Origin of the sequence: Streptomyces zaomyceticus, assembly GCF_014656215.1 — a bacterium.
Classification (GTDB): domain Bacteria; phylum Actinomycetota; class Actinomycetes; order Streptomycetales; family Streptomycetaceae; genus Streptomyces; species Streptomyces zaomyceticus.
In genome coordinates this window covers 185517-201851 of the sequence record NZ_BNBZ01000010.1, presented here as the reverse complement: position 1 = coordinate 201851, position 16335 = coordinate 185517, and the positions used below count along the sequence as shown (strand labels likewise).

The window sequence follows — 16335 nt, the reverse complement described above, 5'->3', positions numbered from 1 at the left end:
GACCAGATGAGCGGGAGGCGTGCACACATGGGCCTGAGTGTGACCATCTCAGCGGCGGACGCACAGGACGCGGAGCACATCCTGAAGCTGCAGTACCTCTGCTACCAGAGCGAGGCGGAGCTGTACGGGGACTGGTCCATCGAACCGCTCACCCAGTCGCTCGACGCCCTGCGCGCCGAACTGGACGAGGGACACGGGCTGGTGGCGCGCCTCGGTGACGAGGTCGTGGCCTCCGTACGGGCCCGCCTCGACGAGGACGGCACGGTGCGGATCGCCAAGCTGATCGTCCACCCCCGCATGCGGCGGCACGGTCTCGGCGGCCGGCTCCTCGACGGCATCGAGCGTCACTTCGCCGACACCGCCGACACCGCCGAGAGGCCGGCGCCGTCCGCCAAGCGCTTCCAGCTCTTCACCGGTCACCGCAGCGAGGGCAATCTGCGCCTCTACCGCCGCAAGGGCTACGCCCAGGTCTCGACCCGTGACGTGGGCCCCGGACTCACCCTGGTGACCCTGGAGAAGGACGCCGCCTGACTCAGGCGGCCACCGCGGTACGCGACCGGCGCAGCCACCAGATGCCGGTCAGCGGAAGCAGGACCGGAATGAAGAGATAGCCGTAGCCGTAGTCCGACCAGACCGTCGCGTCCGGGAAGGCGGACGGCTCGACCAGCGTCCAGGTCCCGACGATCACCACGCCCGCGAGCTCGGCGGCGCAGCACACCAGCGCCGCCCTGCGGGCCGTCTCCCCGCCCCGCACCAGCGTGTAGGTGATGAAGGCGTAGACGACCGCCGCCACCGCCGACAGGGCGTAGGCGAGCGGCGCACGGTCGAACTCGGTCGCGATCTGGTAGATCGAGCGGGAGACCGCTCCGACCGACATCACTCCGTACAGCCAGACGAGCAGGATGCCCGGGCCCGAGACCAGGCGGGTCCGCGTGCCGTCACCGGCCGGCTCCTCGGTTCCCCGAGTCTCCTGTGTCGCGGTCATGGTCAGCCCACCGTCCAGATGTCGTAGAGACGCACTTCGAGCACGGCCAGGACGACCGCGCCGGCGGCCACCGTGGCCGAACCCCACCGGCTGCGCTCGGCGAGCGACATGAAGCCGGCGATGGGCACCGCGCACAGCGCCCCGAGGAGATAGGCGACGAAGATCGTCGTGCCCTCCTCGGCCTTCTCGCCGCGCACCAGCTGCACGATCCCGACGATCAGCTGGACCAGGACGAGGAAGGTCACCACGGCCATGCCGATGAAGTGCCAGTCCTTGGTCGACTGGTCGCGGAAGGCGGCGAAGCCGCACCAGGCGGCGAGGGCGAGCGCGGCCACGGAGACCGCGACCGTCAGGGCGTCAAGCATGCGCCCGAGGGTATTACGGTCCGAAAGGCCCGATGCGCTCGCCCCCCGCGCCTTCGCCGGTGGCGCCCGCGAGGACCGTGGCCTTGACCACAACCGGTGCCCGCGCCGCCCCCGGCACACCCCTCGCGGCCGCCGTCGGAGGGGCCCCTTCCCCGCAGGCCACACGGGGCGGTAAGAGCGGAGGGGTGGCTTCCGGGGTGTCCGCATGGCGTCTCAATGACGTCCGCTATTCGGACAGCCCCCTTTCGTTCGCAGCTGCGCATGCTTTACTTGCAGACATGACCACGACGAGCAGCCGCATCCTTGCGACCGAGGCGATCCTTACGCCCGGTGCTCGTTGTATGTGTCGAATGTGCGCCTTCTGAGGGCCCCCGCCTGAGTTTCGCGCCCCGAAGCGAGACCCGACGGCTGTGCCGTTCCCCCCGCCGACCGGCGGCGGAGCGTGCCCGCCCCGCGCACCGCCGAACCCGGCCCATCCGCCGGAACGGCTTCCGTGCGCCTGACTGTCCGAAGACGAATGCCCCGTGCACGACGGACCCCGCGTCGTGCACTCGACAGTGACGGAAACCCCTGTGATCACCACTTCGGGCCTGACCAAGGTCTACGAGTCGCGCGGCCGGCAGGTCACCGCTCTGGACGGCGTCGACCTCCACGTCCGCGAGGGCGAGGTGTTCGGCGTGATCGGCCAGAGCGGCGCCGGCAAGTCCTCGCTCATCCGCTGCGTCAACCTCCTGGAGCGCCCCACCTCCGGCACCGTGACCGTCGACGGAGTCGACCTCACCGCCCTCGCCGGGAAGGGCCGCCGCGCGGGCAAGGACCTGCGCCGGGCGCGCAGCAGCATCGGCATGGTCTTCCAGCACTTCAACCTGCTGTCCTCCCGCACGGTGAAGGACAACATCGAACTTCCCCTGGAGATCCTCGGCGTCTCCGGCGCCGAGCGCTCCCGCCGCGCCCTCGAACTCCTCGACCTGGTCGGCCTCGCCGACAAGGCCAAGTCCTACCCGGGCCAGCTGTCCGGCGGCCAGAAGCAGCGTGTCGGCATCGCCCGCGCCCTGGCCGGCGAGCCCAAGGTCCTGCTCTCCGACGAGGCCACCAGCGCCCTCGACCCGGAGACCACCCGCTCCATCCTCCAGCTGCTGCGCGACCTCAACCAGCAGCTCGGCCTCACCGTCCTGCTCATCACGCACGAGATGGACGTCGTGAAGACGATCTGCGACTCCGCGGCGCTGATGCAGCACGGCCGCGTCGTCGAGTCCGGCACCGTCGGCGAACTGCTCGCCACCCCCGGCTCCCAGCTGGCCGCCGAGCTCTTCCCGGTCAGCGGCACCCACACCGGCCCCGACCGCACGGTCGTCGACGTCACCTTCCACGGCGACGCCGCGACCCAGCCCGTCATCTCGCAGCTCTCCCGCACGTACAACATCGACATCTCGATCCTCGGGGCGGCGATGGACACGGTCGGCGGCAAGCAGATCGGCCGGATGCGGATCGAACTGCCCGGGCGGTACGAGGACAACGTCGTCCCGGTCGGCTTCCTGCGCGAGCAGGGCCTCCAGGTCGAGGTCGTCGAGGAATCGCTCACCGAAGAAACGGTTGTCCAGGACGCGGCGACCCTGCTCGTGAAGGAAGGTGCCAAGTGACCTGGGCCGAGATGCAGCCCCTGCTGGAGCAGGGCACCCTCGACACGCTCTACATGGTCCTGTGGGCCACCGTCGTCACCGTGCTCGGAGGCCTTCCGCTCGGCATCCTCCTCGTCCTCACGGACAAGGGCGGACTGCTGCAGAACCTGCCGGTCAACAAGGTCGTCGGTGCGATCGTGAACATCGGGCGTTCGCTGCCCTTCATCATCCTGCTGATCGCCCTGATCCCCTTCACCACCCTCGTCGTCGGCACCTTCATCGGCCCGACCGCGATGATCGTGCCCCTCGCCATCGGCGCCATCCCCTTCTTCGCGCGCCTCGTCGAGACCTCCGTCCGCGAGGTCGACCACGGGCTCGTCGAGGCCGTCCAGGCCATGGGCGGCGGCATCCCCACCATCGTCCGCAAGGTGCTGCTCCCGCAGGCCCTGCCCTCGCTGGTCTCGGGCGTCACCACCACCGTCATCGTCCTCATCGGCTACTCCGCGATGGCCGGAGCGGTCGGCGGCGAAGGCCTCGGATCCAAGGCCGTCACCTACGGATACCAGCGCTTCGACACCACCTTCATGCTGGTCACCGTCGTCGTCCTGGTCCTGATCGTGACCGTCGTCCAGCTCATCGGCGACGGAGTCGTACGACTCCTCGCCCGCCGGGGCCGTACCGCGTAACGGCCGCCCGGCCACCCAGACTTCGTCCCCTCGAAGAACAGCCCGGACTTGTTGTCCAGGCGTCCACCGCACCACCGGAAAGAGGCACTCTTCGTGCGTAAGAACATCAAGCTCACCGCCGGTATCGCCGCCACCGCCGCCCTCGCCCTCGGCCTCAGCGCCTGCGGCACCTCCTCGGACCCGTCCTCCTCCAAGGACAAGGCCGGCGCCGCCGACAAGCCGCTCGTCGTGGCCGCGTCCCCGACGCCGCACGCCGACATCCTCAACTACGTCAAGGACAACCTGGCCGAGAAGGCCGGCCTGAAGCTGGAGGTGCGGGAGTTCACGGACTACGTCCTGCCGAACACCGCCACCGAGACCGGCCAGGTCGACGCCAACTTCTTCCAGCACAAGCCGTACCTCGACGACTTCAACAAGAAGAACGACACCCACATCGTCCCGGTGGTCAACGTCCACCTGGAGCCGCTGGGCCTCTACTCCAAGAACATCAAGTCGGTGAAGGACATCAAGGCGGGCCAGACCATCGCCGTCCCGAACGACACCACCAACGGCGGCCGCGCGCTCCAGCTGCTCGCCGAGAACGGTCTGATCACCGTCAAGCCGGGTGTCGGCACCAACGCCAAGATCTCCGACATCACCGACAAGAAGGGGCTGGAGTTCAAGGAGCTCGAGGCCGCCACCGTGCCCCGCGCCCTGAACGACGTCGACGCCGCCGTCATCAACGGCAACTACGCCATCGAGGCCAAGCTCTCGCCGGCGAAGGACGCCATCGCCCTGGAGAAGGCGGACGGCAACCCGTACGCCAACTTCCTCGCCGTCAAGGAGGGCAACGAGAAGGACGCCCGCGTGCAGAAGCTCGCCGAGCTCCTCAACTCGCCCGAGGTGAAGAAGTACATCGAGGACACCTACAAGGGTTCGGTCATCCCGGCCTTCGGCGCCGCGAAGTAGGCTCCGGAGTCCGAGGGACCGTCAGACCGGTTCCCCCGTACAGTCCTTGAGCAGAAGGCCCCCGCACCCCGTCCGGTGCGCGGGGCCTTCGCCACATCCCCACCCGACACCGACCCGGCCATGCGCACCGGCGCCCACATGCTGCATGCTGTGCGTTCACGGTCGATTCGGACGGTCCACGGCATGGAGCTGCGCATGACTACCACCTTTCCGGACATCTCCATCAACACGGACCGGTTGGTGCTGCGCGCTCTCGAGGAGGCGGACGCCCCCGCCCTCACCGAGATGATGAACGACGAACTCGTCGGCGCCTGGACCGCGGTGCCCCAGCCCTTCACCGAGGCGGCCGCCCGCCGCTGGATCACCGAGTACGCGCCCGCCGAACGCGCCGCGGGCCGGGGCATCGACCTGGGTGTCACCGAGTTCCTCACCCAGCGCCTGGTCGGCGTCATCCAACTGGGCAGGACCAACTGGCGAGTCCGCTCCACCGAACTCTCCTACATCGTCGCCCCCTGGGCCCGCGGCGAGGGATACGCCTCCGAAGCCGCCCTCGCCACCGCCCAGTGGCTCTTCGGCGACCAGAAGTTCGAGCGCCTCGAACTGCGCACCGCCGCCGACAACACCGCCTCCCAGCAGGTGGCCCAGAAGATCGGCTGCATCAGCGAAGGCGTCCTGCGCAACGCCTGCATAGCCCGCACCCGCACCGAGGACGGCAACTGGACCGAGCTGCGGACCGACTTCATCGTCTGGGGCCTCCTCCCCGAGGACCTCGACGGCGTCGCCGACCAGATGGCCGAGGCCGGATACTCCTCGTACACCGACTGGAGCTGAGCCCGACGCCCCCACCCGGGGTACGCTCGGCACGCCCCCGACCTGCGACGACACCAGGAGACGACGAATGGCCGACCGCGTCACGGTGATCGGCTGGGACGGCTCGCCCCTCACCGAGGCAGCCCGGTCCGCGCTCTCCGCCGCCACCCTGGTGGCCGGGGCCGCCCACCACCTGGCGCTGCCCGAGGTCCCGCCCGGAGCCGAACGCGTCCGCCTCGGCAGCGTCGACCTCGCCGGCCGGCGCATCGCCGGCCACCGCGGGACCGCCGTCGTCCTCGCCGACGGCGACCCCGGCTTCTTCGGTGTCGTCCGCACCCTGCGCGCCCCCGAACACGGCCTCGAGGTCGAGGTCGTCCCCGCCGTGTCCTCGGTCGCCGCCGCCTTCGCCCGCGCCGGGATGCCCTGGGAGGACGCCCGGATCGTCGTCGCCCACCAGCGCACCCTGCGCCGTGCCGTCAACGTCTGCCGCGCCCACCCCAAGGTCGCCGTCCTCACCTCGCCCGGCGCCGGACCCGCCGAACTCGCCCTGCTCCTCGAAGGCGTCCACCGCACCTTCGTCGTCTGCGAGGAGCTCGGCACCGACCGCGAACAGGTCTCCGTCCTCACCTCCGACAAGGCCGCCGACCACAACTGGCGCGACCCGAACGTCGTCCTCGTCATCGGTGGCACCGGCGGCGCCCCGGTCACCCCCTGGCTGTCCGGCCAGGACCCGGCGGCGCGGGCCGTCCGCGGCTGGGCCCTGCCCGAGCAGGAGTACGACCCCGAGGGATACGACTCCGCCCCGCGCGACCGGGCACGGACCGGCGAGGGCGAGGACCCGTCGCTGCGCGCCGCCCAGCTCGCCCGGCTCGGACCCCGCACCGGCGATCTCGTCTGGGACATCGGCTGCGCGGGCGGCGCCTTCTCCGTCGAGGCCGCCCGCTTCGGTGCCGCCGTCATCGCCGTGGACACCGACCCGGACGCCTGCGCCCGCACCGAGAGGGCCGCCCGCCGCTACGGCGTGTCGCTCCAGACCGTCCCGGGCCGGGCCCCCCACGTCCTGGAGAACCTGCCCGAGCCCGATGTCGTACGGATCGCGTCCGGCGGGGTCCCCGTCGTCACCGCCTGCACCGACCGACGGCCGGAACGCATCGTCGCCCACGCCTCCACCCGCGACGAGGCCGAGGCGATCGGCGCCGCCCTCGCCGCCGGCGGCTACAGCGTCGAGAGCCTTCTGCTGCAGACCGTGGGTCTCGATCCGGACGACTGGTCGGAACGCGAGCGTTCGGTCGTCTTCCTGCTGTCCGGCCGCAGGACCGACGCTCCCCAGGCGTAACCGGACCACCCCCACCCGTGACGGTGCCGCCCGCCGGGGCAGGTAGGCTGGCCGATTGTTGTACCGCATCCGGATGTTCGGCGCTTCGTTCGTCAATGTCCTGAATTGGTGGCCACATTGCGCCGCTGATGTGGTACGCGACAAGGGGGGACCGCGCGACGTGGCGCAGTCCACAGCGCACCGTGGCAAATCTCCCTGCCACGATGGCCGAGGGCCGCGACAATGAGTGGGTGTTCGCGTGTCCTTCGTGCCGCGCGGCGCGCGCGCTCGTTGTTGTCGACGGGCGCAGGTCTGAAGGAGCACAAGCGATGGGCGAGGGGTACGCATGACGGACACCGGCCAGGTCCCGGGCGAGGGGCTGCCGGAGAACGCAGGCATGGTCGAGCAGCCGGGCATCCCCGCACCGGGCGCGTACACCTTCCTGGACCCCTCCGAGCACACCACCGAGGACGACGACCTGCTTCTGATGCCGGGCGCCCAGGGCGCCTGGAGCGAGCACCCGCCGGGCGTCGCACCCGCGCCGCCGGTCGCCGTGCCGCCGCCGGCGGCACCCGTGGTCCCGAACCAGGGCGTGCCGCACGCGGCCGTCCCGCATCCGGCGGCCCAGGACGCGCCCGCCCCGATGGGCGACCCGCTGACCGACCCCCTGCCGGACCCGCTCACGGGCCCGCTGGACGCGGTCGCGCTCGCCGACGTCCTGACGGCCCCGCAGCACCAGACCCCGCCGCAGGGCGTGCCCCTGGGCACCCCGGCCCACGGCGTCCCGCTCGGCGGCACCCCCGCCCACGGCGTCCCGGCGGCCCAGCCGGCCGGTACTCCGGCGCACGGCGTCCCGGCGGACGCGTTCGCGGGCACCCCGGCCCACGGGATCCCGCTCGACCAGCAGACGGGTACGCCCGCGCACGGCGTGCCCATGGCGCCGCAGGAGCCGGTCCTCACCGACCACGGCTACGAGCCCGGCATTCTCGACACCGGTGCGCACGAGGCCGCGGGCCGCGACTCCGGCTCCGTCGACCTCGGTGGCGTCCGGGTGCCCCCGCCCGCCGCGGCCCCGGCCCCGCAGCCCGCGCGCCGCCCGCTGCACATGGGCCCGCCCGTGCCCGAGGCCGGTGGAGTCGTGCTCTCGCTGGCCGACCGCGGCCCCGCCGCGGCGCCCGCCCCGGCCCCGCAGCCCGTCCCCGTACCCGAACCGCTCGTGGCCACGGTCCCCGCGCCGATGCCGGTACGGAACCCGGGCCCGCCGACCACCGGCCCCGAGTACTTCGACATCGCGCAGGACCAGCAGGTGGCGCCGCAGGGCGCCGAGCCGTGGGCCGCGCAGCCGCAGGAGCAGGTCGTCCCCGGGGCCGAGGCCTTCCCCGCAGAAACGGTCGTCCCGGGGAGCGGCCAGTTCGTGCAGGTCGAGGGCAACGTCCCCACGACCCCCCACCTGGCCCCGGTCCCGGCGGCCGAGCCGCAGGCGCCCTCCGAGCCGGCTGCCACGTCCGAGGCGGAGCCGTCCCTCACGGAGTCGTCCGGGGCGGAGGAGCCCTCCGAGCCCGTGACGGCCGCCGAGGCCCCGGTCGCCGCCACGGAGACGGCCCCCGAGCCCCCGGCGGAGATCGTCGAGGCCCCGGTCATGGTCCCCGCCCCGCGTGAGGGCGAGCCCTCGGCCGAGACCCCGGAGCCCCCGGCCGCGGATGCCGGAGAGCCCGTCGCCGAGGAGCCCGTCGCCGACGCGGCGGCCCCGGAGCCCGAGCAGGCCCCCGAGGCCGTCGCCCCGGTCGAGGCACAGCCCGAGGAGTCGACCGAGCCCGTCCCCGCGGAGGCCGTCGCCGCCGCGGAGGCCGAGCCCGTGGCGGAGCCCGAGCCCGCCGCCGAGGCTCCGGCCGAAGCGATCTCGGCCCCCATGGCCCCGGTGGAGGAGCTCCCCGAGGAGGCTCCCGTGGAAGCGGTGGCCGAGGAGGTCCCGCTGGTCCCGGAGGAGACCCCGGAGGAGCCCGCCGGTCAGGCCCCCGAGCAGGCCCCCGAAGCCGAAGCGGCCGCCGCCGAGGCTCCGCGGGCGGAGCCCGCGCCCGCGGAGGTCGAGGCCGAGGAGGCCACCGCCCCCACGGCCGCCCCCGAGGCGCTCCAGGAGGACGAGGCGGACACCGAGACCGCCCCGGCCCCCATCGCCCAAGCCCCCGCCGCCCACGACGAAGCCCCGCTTCCCGAGGCCGACGCCGAGGCCCAGCCCGCCCCTGCCCCCGACGCGGACCCCGAGTCCGACCCCGAGGCAGCCGGCGACCCGGTGGCGGAGTCGGCCCCGGCCCCCGGCTACGACGACGCCGAGCGCGAGGCCGTCCTCCGCGTGATGCGCGAGCGCCGTGACATCCGCAACGGCTTCCGCTCCGACCCGATCCCGCACGAGGTGCTGCTCCGCGTCCTGGAGGCCGCCCACACGGCCCCCAGCGTCGGACACTCCCAGCCCTGGGACTTCGTCGTCATCCGCTCCGCCGAGACCCGGCAGTCGATGCACGAGCTGGCCCAGCGGCAGCGCGAGGCGTACGCCAAGTCGCTGCCGAAGGCCCGGGCGAAGCAGTTCAAGGAACTGAAGATCGAGGCCATCCTCGACACCCCGGTCAACATCGTGGTGACGGCCGACCCCACCCGGGGCGGCCGCCACACCCTCGGCCGCTACACCCAGCCGCAGATGGCCCCGTACTCCTCGGCGCTCGCCGTCGAGAACCTCTGGCTCGCGGCCCGCGCCGAAGGCCTCGGCGTCGGCTGGGTCAGCTTCTTCGACGAGCGCGAGATGGTCCGCACCCTGGGCCTCCCCGAGCACCTCGAAGTGGTCGCGTACCTCTGCGTGGGTTACGTCGACGAGTTCCCCGAGGAGCCCGAACTGATGCAGGCGGGCTGGTCCAAGCGCCGCCCGCTGGCCTGGGTCGTCCACGAGGAGACGTACGGCCGCCGCGCCCTGCCCGGCGAGGAGCCGCACGACCTCCTCCAGGAGACGATCGCCGGCATCCGCCCGCTGGACGCCAAGGCGCTCGGCGAGGCCTGGGAGCGCCAGAAGCGCATGACCAAGCCCGCGGGAGCCCTGGGCATGCTGGAGATCATCTCCGCGCAGCTCTCCGGCCTCTCCCGGCTGTGCCCGCCGCCGATCCCGGAGCCCGCGGCCGTCGCGATCTTCGCGGGCGACCACGGCGTCCACGCCCAGGGCGTGACCCCCTGGCCGCAGGAGGTCACCGGCCAGATGGTGGCCAACTTCCTCGGCGGCGGAGCGGTCTGCAACGCCTTCGCCAACCAGGTGGGTGCCGAGGTCTGCGTCATCGACGTGGGTGTGGCCTCCGAGCTCCCGGCCACCCCCGGCCTGCTGCCCCGCAAGGTCCGCCCCGGCACGGCCGACTTCACCACGGGTCTCGCGATGACCCGGGACGAGGTCCTGGCCGCGATCGAGGTCGGCATCGAAACCGCCCGGGACCTGGTCGCCGCCGGGAACAAGGCGCTGCTCACCGGCGAGATGGGCATCGCGAACACCACCGCGTCCGCCGCCCTCATCTCCGTCTACACCGGTGTGGACCCCACCGAGGTCACGGGCCGCGGCACGGGCATCAACGACGAGACGCACGCCCGCAAGGTGGACGTGGTCCGTCGCGCCCTCGACCTGCACAAGCCGGACCCGGCGGACCCGATCGGCGTCCTGTCGGCGATCGGCGGCCTGGAGCACGCGGCCCTGGTCGGTCTGATCCTGGGCGCGGCCTCCCTGCGCACCCCGGTCATCCTCGACGGCGTCTCCACCGGCGCGGCGGCCCTCGTGGCCCGCGCGATCGCGCCGGAGTCGCTCGCGGCCTGCATCGCGGGCCACCGCAGCGCCGAGCCGGGCCACGTGGCCGCGCTCAACAAGCTGGGCCTGCGCCCCCTGGTCGACCTGGACCTCCGTCTCGGCGAGGGCACGGGCGCACTGCTCGCCCTCCCGCTGGTGCAGAGCGCGGCCCGCGCGATGCACGAGGTGGCAACGTTCGACTCGGCGGGCGTCACCGAGAAGTAGCACCCCGGCGCGTCCCCCGCCTCCGTACGGGAGTGGGGGACGCGCCGGGACCGGTTCCGGAACGCGAGGCGTGACGTCCCGCCGACGGGAGACCCGCCGCGCCCACCGGGGGAGAGACCACCGCAGACCCACCGGTACACCCGCCGCGGAGCTGTCACGGCCGTACCCGGGACATCCGTCACAGCGTGACGTGCCCGCGCCACCGATATCGTGGTCACCAGGCGCCCGACGCCGCCCCACCAGCCGCTTCACCGCAGCAGCGGCCAGCACCCGCCCTCCGAGGAGCCGCTCACCCATGGCCGAGCACGCCGATCACACCGCGCCGGCGACGACGCACCCCGCCTACCCCGTCGGCCTGCGCCTGGCAGGCCGCCGCGTCGTCGTCCTGGGCGGAGGCCAGGTCGCCCAGCGCCGGCTCCCCGCGCTGATCGCGGCGGGCGCCGACATCACCCTCGTCTCCCCCTCCGCCACCCCCTCCGTGGAGGCCATGGCCGAGGCCGGCGAGATCACCTGGATCAAGCGGCGGTACGAGGACGGTGACCTCGCCGACGCCTGGTACGCCCTGGTAGCGACCACCGACCCGGCCTCCAACGCCGCCGCGTCCGCAGAGGCCGAGCGGACCCGGACCTGGTGCGTGCGCTCCGACGACGCCGAGGCCGCCACGGCCTGGACCCCGGCGACGGGCCGCAGCGAGGGCGTGACCGTCGCCGTGCTCACCGGCCACGACCCGCGCCGCTCCGCCACCGTGCGCGACGCGATCGTGGAGGGCCTGCGGGACGGTTCGATCGCGGCCCCGCAGCACCGGGCGCGCACTCCCTTCGTGGCGCTGGTCGGCGGCGGCCCCGGCGACCCGGACCTGATCACGGTGCGCGGCCGCCGGCTGCTCGCCGAGGCGGACGTGGTCATCGCCGACCGCCTGGGCCCCCGTGACCTGCTGGACGAGCTGCCCCCGCACGTCGAGGTGATCGACGCGGCGAAGATCCCGTACGGCCGGTTCATGGCCCAGGAGGCCATCAACAACGCGCTGATCGAGCACGCGAAGGCGGGCAGGTCCGTCGTACGACTCAAGGGCGGCGACCCGTTCGTCTTCGGCCGGGGCATGGAGGAGGCACAGGCGCTCGCCGTCGAGGGCATCGCCTGCACGGTGGTGCCGGGCATCTCCAGCTCGATCTCGGTCCCGGGCGCGGCGGGCATCCCGGTCACGCACCGGGGCGTGGCCCACGAGTTCACGGTGGTCAGCGGGCATGTGGCCCCGGACGACCCGCGTTCGCTGGTCGACTGGGCGTCGCTCGCGAAGCTGACCGGCACCCTGGTGATCCTGATGGGCGTCGACAAGATCGGGAAGATCGCCGAGGCGCTCGTCGCGCACGGCAAGAACCCGGAGACGCCGCTGGCCCTGATCCAGGAGGGCACCACGGCCTCGCAGCGCCGGGTGGACGCCACGCTCGCGACGGTCGCGGAGACCGTCAAGGCGCAGGAGGTCCGTCCGCCCGCGGTCATCGTGATCGGCGACGTGGTGGCGGAAGGCCCCGGCCGTCTGCTCGCCTGACACACCGCTCGACCGACGACCGGCGAGCCCCGGCGACCCTTCCGGGGAAGCCGGGGCGACCCGTTCCCGGGCTCACCCCCGAGGGGTTCCCCGAACCCCGCCGCACACATTGGCACCACACCCCGGACAAGGCAGTATCACCTCGTGGCCGAACTCATCACGATCGACGACCCCGACGACCCGCGCCTGCGCGACTACATCGGTCTGACCGATGTCGAACTCCGCCGTAGACGGGAGCCGGCCGAGGGCCTGTTCATCGCGGAGGGCGAGAAGGTCATCCGCCGGGCCAGACAGGCCGGGTACGAGATGCGGTCGATGCTGCTCTCCGCCAAGTGGGTCGACGTCATGCGGGACGTCATCGACGAGGTCCCGGCGCCGGTGTACGCGATCCAGCCTGACCTCGCGGAGCGCGTCACCGGCTACCACGTGCACAGGGGCGCCCTCGCCTCCATGCAGCGCAAGCCGCTTCCGGAGGCGGCGGACCTGCTCGTCGGCGCCCGCCGGGTGGTCGTGATGGAGTCGGTGAACGACCACACCAACATCGGCGCGATCTTCCGCAGCGCCGCGGCCCTCGGCATGGACGCCGTACTGCTGTCGCCGGACTGCGCCGACCCGCTGTACCGGCGATCGGTGAAGGTGTCGATGGGCGCGGTGTTCTCCGTCCCGTACGCCCGCCTCGACACCTGGCCGCGCGGCCTGGAGGCGGTACGGGAGGCGGGCTTCAAGCTGCTGGCGCTGACCCCGGCCGAGAAGGCGATGTCGATCGACGAGGCCGCCCCGCACCGTCTGGAGCGGGTGGCCCTGATGCTGGGCGCGGAGGGCGACGGCCTGTCCACGCAGGCGCTGCGCGCCGCCGACGAATGGGTGCGGATCCCGATGGCGCACGGTGTCGACTCGCTGAACGTGGGAGCGGCGGCCGCGGTCGCCTTCTACGCGGTCGCGACGGGCCGCCCGGAGTCCTGAGACCACCGGGCCGTCTTTCCGGAAGAGACGGCCTAGCCCTGGAGGGCCTGGGCGGCGGCGATGCCCAGGGCCACGACCAGGGTCACGACGACGAAGACGAAGAGACGCTGGCGCAGCAGCCGCGGGTTGGCGGGGCGGCGCCCGGTGGACGTGGAGCGGGCTCCCGGCCGGGTCGCGGGACGACCTCCGGTGCGCGGTCCGGCGGAGGGCCGGGACGACGGACCGGGACCACGACCCTGGCCCCGCTCGGCGGCCCGCTCCGGCGTCCGGCCGGGCACGTCCCGCTCGGTGTACCGCTCGGTGGGCCGTGCGGCGTTCCGCTCCTCGGCACGTTCCCGCTGCACGGGCGGCCGCGAGGCTGGCAGCCCCTGTGCCTCGCGCGCCGCGATCTCCTTGAGCCGCATCGACAGCTGAAGGGTGCTGGGACGGTCCTCGGGGTCCTTGGCCAGACAGGCCCGGACGAGGGGCGCCAGCGCGTCCGGCACCCCGTGCAGCTGCGGTTCCTCGTGCACCACCCGGTAGAGCATGACCTCGGAACTGCCGTGCCCGAAGGGGGAGTCGGCCATCGCCGCGTACGCCAGGGTGGCGCCGAGCGAGAAGACGTCCGTGGCGGGGGTGACGGCCGCGCCCCGCACCTGTTCGGGGGCGAGGAAGCCGGGGGAGCCGACGGCCGTGCCGACATGGGTCAGGGTGCTGGCACCCGTGGCCCAGGCGATGCCGAAGTCGATGATGCGGGGGCCCTTGGGGGAGAGCAGGATGTTCGACGGCTTGAGGTCCCGGTGCACGACCCCGGCCTCGTGGACGGCGACGAGACCTTCCGAGAGCGCGGCCCCGATGGAGGCCACGTCGGCGGCGCGCAGCGCGCCCTCCTCGGCGACCCGGTCGTGCAGGGAGGGCCCGGGGACGTACTGGGTGGCGAACCAGGGGCGCTCGGCCTCCAGGTCGGCGGCGACGAGCCGGGCCGTACAGCCGCCGCGGATCCGCCGGGCGGCGGACACCTCGCGGGCGAACCGGGAGCGGAACTCCTGGTCCTCGGCCAGATCCGGCCGGATCACCTTGAGCGCGACCCGCTGGCCGCGCCGGTCGGACCCCAGGTACACGACGCCCATTCCGCCGGCCCCCAGCCTGCGGTGGAGCCGGAACGACCCGACGATCCGCGGATCCTCGCGCCGGAGCCGCATCATCGCCATGTCCGTCCCCTCGTCCGTTCGACGTGGCACAGCTTACGTAGTGGCGCCCGCACGCGCTCATAGGCCGCGCCCTCGCACCGGGATCGATTGTCAGTGCTGGGGGGTACGCGCGACGCGGACCCCGCTCCGGGATCCCTCTCAACCCCCAGTGGCACCAGCCGAGTTGAAGATCGGCCGCGAGGGCGCCGGGAGGGCTCCGGAGGCGCCCCGCGCGGCCTTCGGACCAGGGCGTTCGCGCGAGGCCCCGCGAAGTGAGCGAAGTCACCCCCGAACCCGCCCCTCCGCCCCTCCGGCCGCCACCCCTCAGGGAAGTCCCGGGGTTCCGCGCCCGCGTCTCCACCCAGGGGAGTACTCCGTACGGCCGGGCGTCATCCTCCGGGAGGCCCGTAAGTCGGTACGCGGGCATGACGTCCCGGCCCCTCCCGCTCCCTAGAGTTGTTGTCAAGCGGCGGGTGCAGCACTCGTCCCCCGAGGTCAAGCACCCGCCGCGCCGGACACGACAGGAGAGGACCCATGGCTTTCACGGCACCGCGGACGAGCACCCGGCCTTCGGGCCGGCGCCACCCCCTGGTGGCCACCGCCATGGTCCTCCCTCTCGCGGCCCTGCTCGTGGTCGTCTTCGGCGGCTGGGAGGCAGTGGTCACACAGGCGTCGTCCGTGGCCGTGATGCTGGGGCGCTGACAGGCGCCCCGGACCCGGGAGAGCGGCCCGGGTCGGGACATCCGGCCATCAGCCCCGTGGGGACGGGGGTGCGGCGGACGGCAGCGTGGGGCCGGTCAGCTGGGGAGCTGACCGGCCCTCGCGCGTTCCCGACCCCGTACGCTCGCCCCCGTGGACCTCCCTGAACGGCCTCTCCTCGACCGCCTCGCGGCGTACGCGCACGCCGCCGCCCACCGGCCCGGCACGCCCTGCCGTTGCCCGGGCGGCCTCGTCGGGGTGCTGGCGGACCGGGACGACGGGACGGTCGTACGGCACGGGCGACTGGTCGCGAAGGCGCACGCCCCCGGCACCGATCCCGAGGCGCACTGCGCACGGCTCGCGCTCGCCGGCCACCCGGACGTCCGCGCCGTCCTCCTCCCGCCGCTCCCCGGGCCCCGGCCGGCCGCGCCCGACGAACTCGGCGGACCCCACGCGCTCGACGGCCGGCCGGTGACCCTGTGGCCGTACGGTCCGCCCGTCGACCCGGCGGACCCCGACGCCGCCCCCTGGGAGGAGGCCGCACGGCTCCTCGCCCTGCTCCACCGCACCCCGCCTCCCGTCGGGGCGGCCGACCGGCTCCCGGAGATGCGGGCCCCGGTGAAGGCGGCCCTGGCCGTGGAGCGGATGCGCCGGACGGCACCGGACCACCCGGCCGCCCGGACCGTCCTGGCCGCCTGGCGGTCGGTTCCCGACCGCGTCGCGCCGGGCGGCCCCCGGCTGCTCTGCCACGGCGACTTCCACCTCGGCCAACTGGTCAGGGCGACGGGCTCCGTACCGCCGCAGAACTCCCCGTCGTCGGCCCCGGGTCCCTGGCGGCTCATCGACATCGACGACCTCGGCCTCGGCGACCCGGCCTGGGATCTGGCCCGCCCCGCGGCCTGGTTCGCCGCCGGCATCCTCCCCCCGGAGATCTGGTCCCGGTTCCTCGACGCCTACCGGGGGGCGGGCGGTCCCGCCGTGGGCGCCGATCCATGGGTGCAACTCGATGTGCCCGCCCGTGCGCTGACGGTCCAGACGGCCGCCCTCGCCCTCGCCAAGTCCACGGCCGAGCGCCGGCCGCTCGACGAGGTGGAGGAGGTGATGATCGACACCTGTGCGCGTATCGCCGGACACCGAACCGACCCGGCCCCTTCGGCGTCCACGTAAGGTGAAGGACCATTCGAACGGCGAAGT

14 protein-coding genes are annotated in these 16335 nt (G+C 73.4%); 11 read left to right on the top strand and 3 right to left on the bottom strand.

Annotation, left to right across the window (positions count from 1 at the left end; genetic code table 11):
- Window positions 1–27 precede the first annotated feature (27 nt).
- Window positions 28–531 (top strand): GNAT family N-acetyltransferase, encoded by a 504-nt coding sequence (locus IE311_RS16215; protein ID WP_189832426.1) that lies wholly within the window; start codon window positions 28–30, stop codon window positions 529–531.
- Between the two features lies 1 nt (window position 532).
- On the opposite strand, the gene IE311_RS16210 is transcribed toward IE311_RS16215, so the two are convergent.
- Window positions 533–985 (bottom strand): hypothetical protein, encoded by a 453-nt coding sequence (locus IE311_RS16210; RefSeq protein WP_189832380.1) that lies wholly within the window; start codon window positions 983–985, stop codon window positions 533–535.
- Window positions 986–987: 2 nt separating this feature from the next.
- Window positions 988–1350 carry a hypothetical protein gene (locus tag IE311_RS16205; protein WP_189832379.1) on the bottom strand — a complete coding sequence of 121 codons (363 nt, stop codon included), beginning with the start codon at window positions 1348–1350 and terminating at the stop codon, window positions 988–990.
- Window positions 1351–1922: 572 nt separating this feature from the next.
- On the opposite strand from IE311_RS16205, the gene IE311_RS16200 reads away from it, so the two are divergent.
- The 8 genes from IE311_RS16200 (at window position 1923) to IE311_RS16165 (ending at window position 13273) form a co-directional block, all read left to right on the top strand.
- Entirely contained in the window at window positions 1923–2990 is a 1068-nt protein-coding gene (locus tag IE311_RS16200; RefSeq protein ID WP_189832378.1) for a methionine ABC transporter ATP-binding protein, read from the top strand.
- On the top strand, window positions 2987–3655 hold the full coding sequence (locus IE311_RS16195; RefSeq protein ID WP_189832377.1) for a methionine ABC transporter permease: 669 nt from the start codon (window positions 2987–2989) through the stop codon (window positions 3653–3655). Before IE311_RS16200 ends, IE311_RS16195 begins: the two co-directional genes overlap by 4 nt.
- Before the next feature lie 93 nt (window positions 3656–3748).
- A complete protein-coding gene (locus IE311_RS16190; RefSeq protein WP_189832376.1) occupies window positions 3749–4603 on the top strand; it encodes a MetQ/NlpA family ABC transporter substrate-binding protein in 855 nt (284 codons plus the stop codon).
- Between the two features lie 195 nt (window positions 4604–4798).
- Entirely contained in the window at window positions 4799–5434 is a 636-nt protein-coding gene (locus IE311_RS16185) for a GNAT family N-acetyltransferase (protein WP_189832375.1), read from the top strand.
- Between the two features lie 67 nt (window positions 5435–5501).
- Window positions 5502–6749 carry a precorrin-6y C5,15-methyltransferase (decarboxylating) subunit CbiE gene (gene cbiE / locus IE311_RS16180; RefSeq protein WP_189832374.1) on the top strand — a complete coding sequence of 416 codons (1248 nt, stop codon included), beginning with the start codon at window positions 5502–5504 and terminating at the stop codon, window positions 6747–6749.
- Window positions 6750–7074: 325 nt separating this feature from the next.
- Window positions 7075–10761 carry a nicotinate-nucleotide--dimethylbenzimidazole phosphoribosyltransferase gene (gene cobT / locus IE311_RS16175; protein ID WP_189832373.1) on the top strand — a complete coding sequence of 1229 codons (3687 nt, stop codon included), beginning with the start codon at window positions 7075–7077 and terminating at the stop codon, window positions 10759–10761.
- A gap of 295 nt (window positions 10762–11056) precedes the next feature.
- Window positions 11057–12310 carry a uroporphyrinogen-III C-methyltransferase gene (cobA, locus tag IE311_RS16170; protein WP_189832372.1) on the top strand — a complete coding sequence of 418 codons (1254 nt, stop codon included), beginning with the start codon at window positions 11057–11059 and terminating at the stop codon, window positions 12308–12310.
- 144 nt (window positions 12311–12454) lie between these two features.
- Complete coding sequence (locus IE311_RS16165) at window positions 12455–13273, top strand: TrmH family RNA methyltransferase (protein WP_189832371.1); 819 nt, start codon at window positions 12455–12457, stop codon at window positions 13271–13273.
- A gap of 32 nt (window positions 13274–13305) precedes the next feature.
- Here IE311_RS16165 and IE311_RS16160 read toward each other — a convergent pair whose 3' ends face one another.
- Window positions 13306–14463 carry a serine/threonine-protein kinase gene (locus tag IE311_RS16160; protein ID WP_189832370.1) on the bottom strand — a complete coding sequence of 386 codons (1158 nt, stop codon included), beginning with the start codon at window positions 14461–14463 and terminating at the stop codon, window positions 13306–13308.
- A gap of 513 nt (window positions 14464–14976) precedes the next feature.
- Here IE311_RS16160 and IE311_RS16155 point away from each other — a divergent pair.
- Together IE311_RS16155 and IE311_RS16150 are read left to right on the top strand one after the other, a co-directional pair.
- The gene (locus tag IE311_RS16155) at window positions 14977–15144 is read left to right on the top strand and encodes a hypothetical protein (protein ID WP_189832369.1); all 168 of its coding nucleotides are present in this window, start codon (window positions 14977–14979) and stop codon (window positions 15142–15144) included.
- Window positions 15145–15294: 150 nt separating this feature from the next.
- Window positions 15295–16308, top strand: coding sequence for a phosphotransferase (locus IE311_RS16150; RefSeq protein ID WP_189832368.1), 1014 nt, complete (start codon window positions 15295–15297; stop codon window positions 16306–16308).
- Window positions 16309–16335 lie beyond the last annotated feature (27 nt).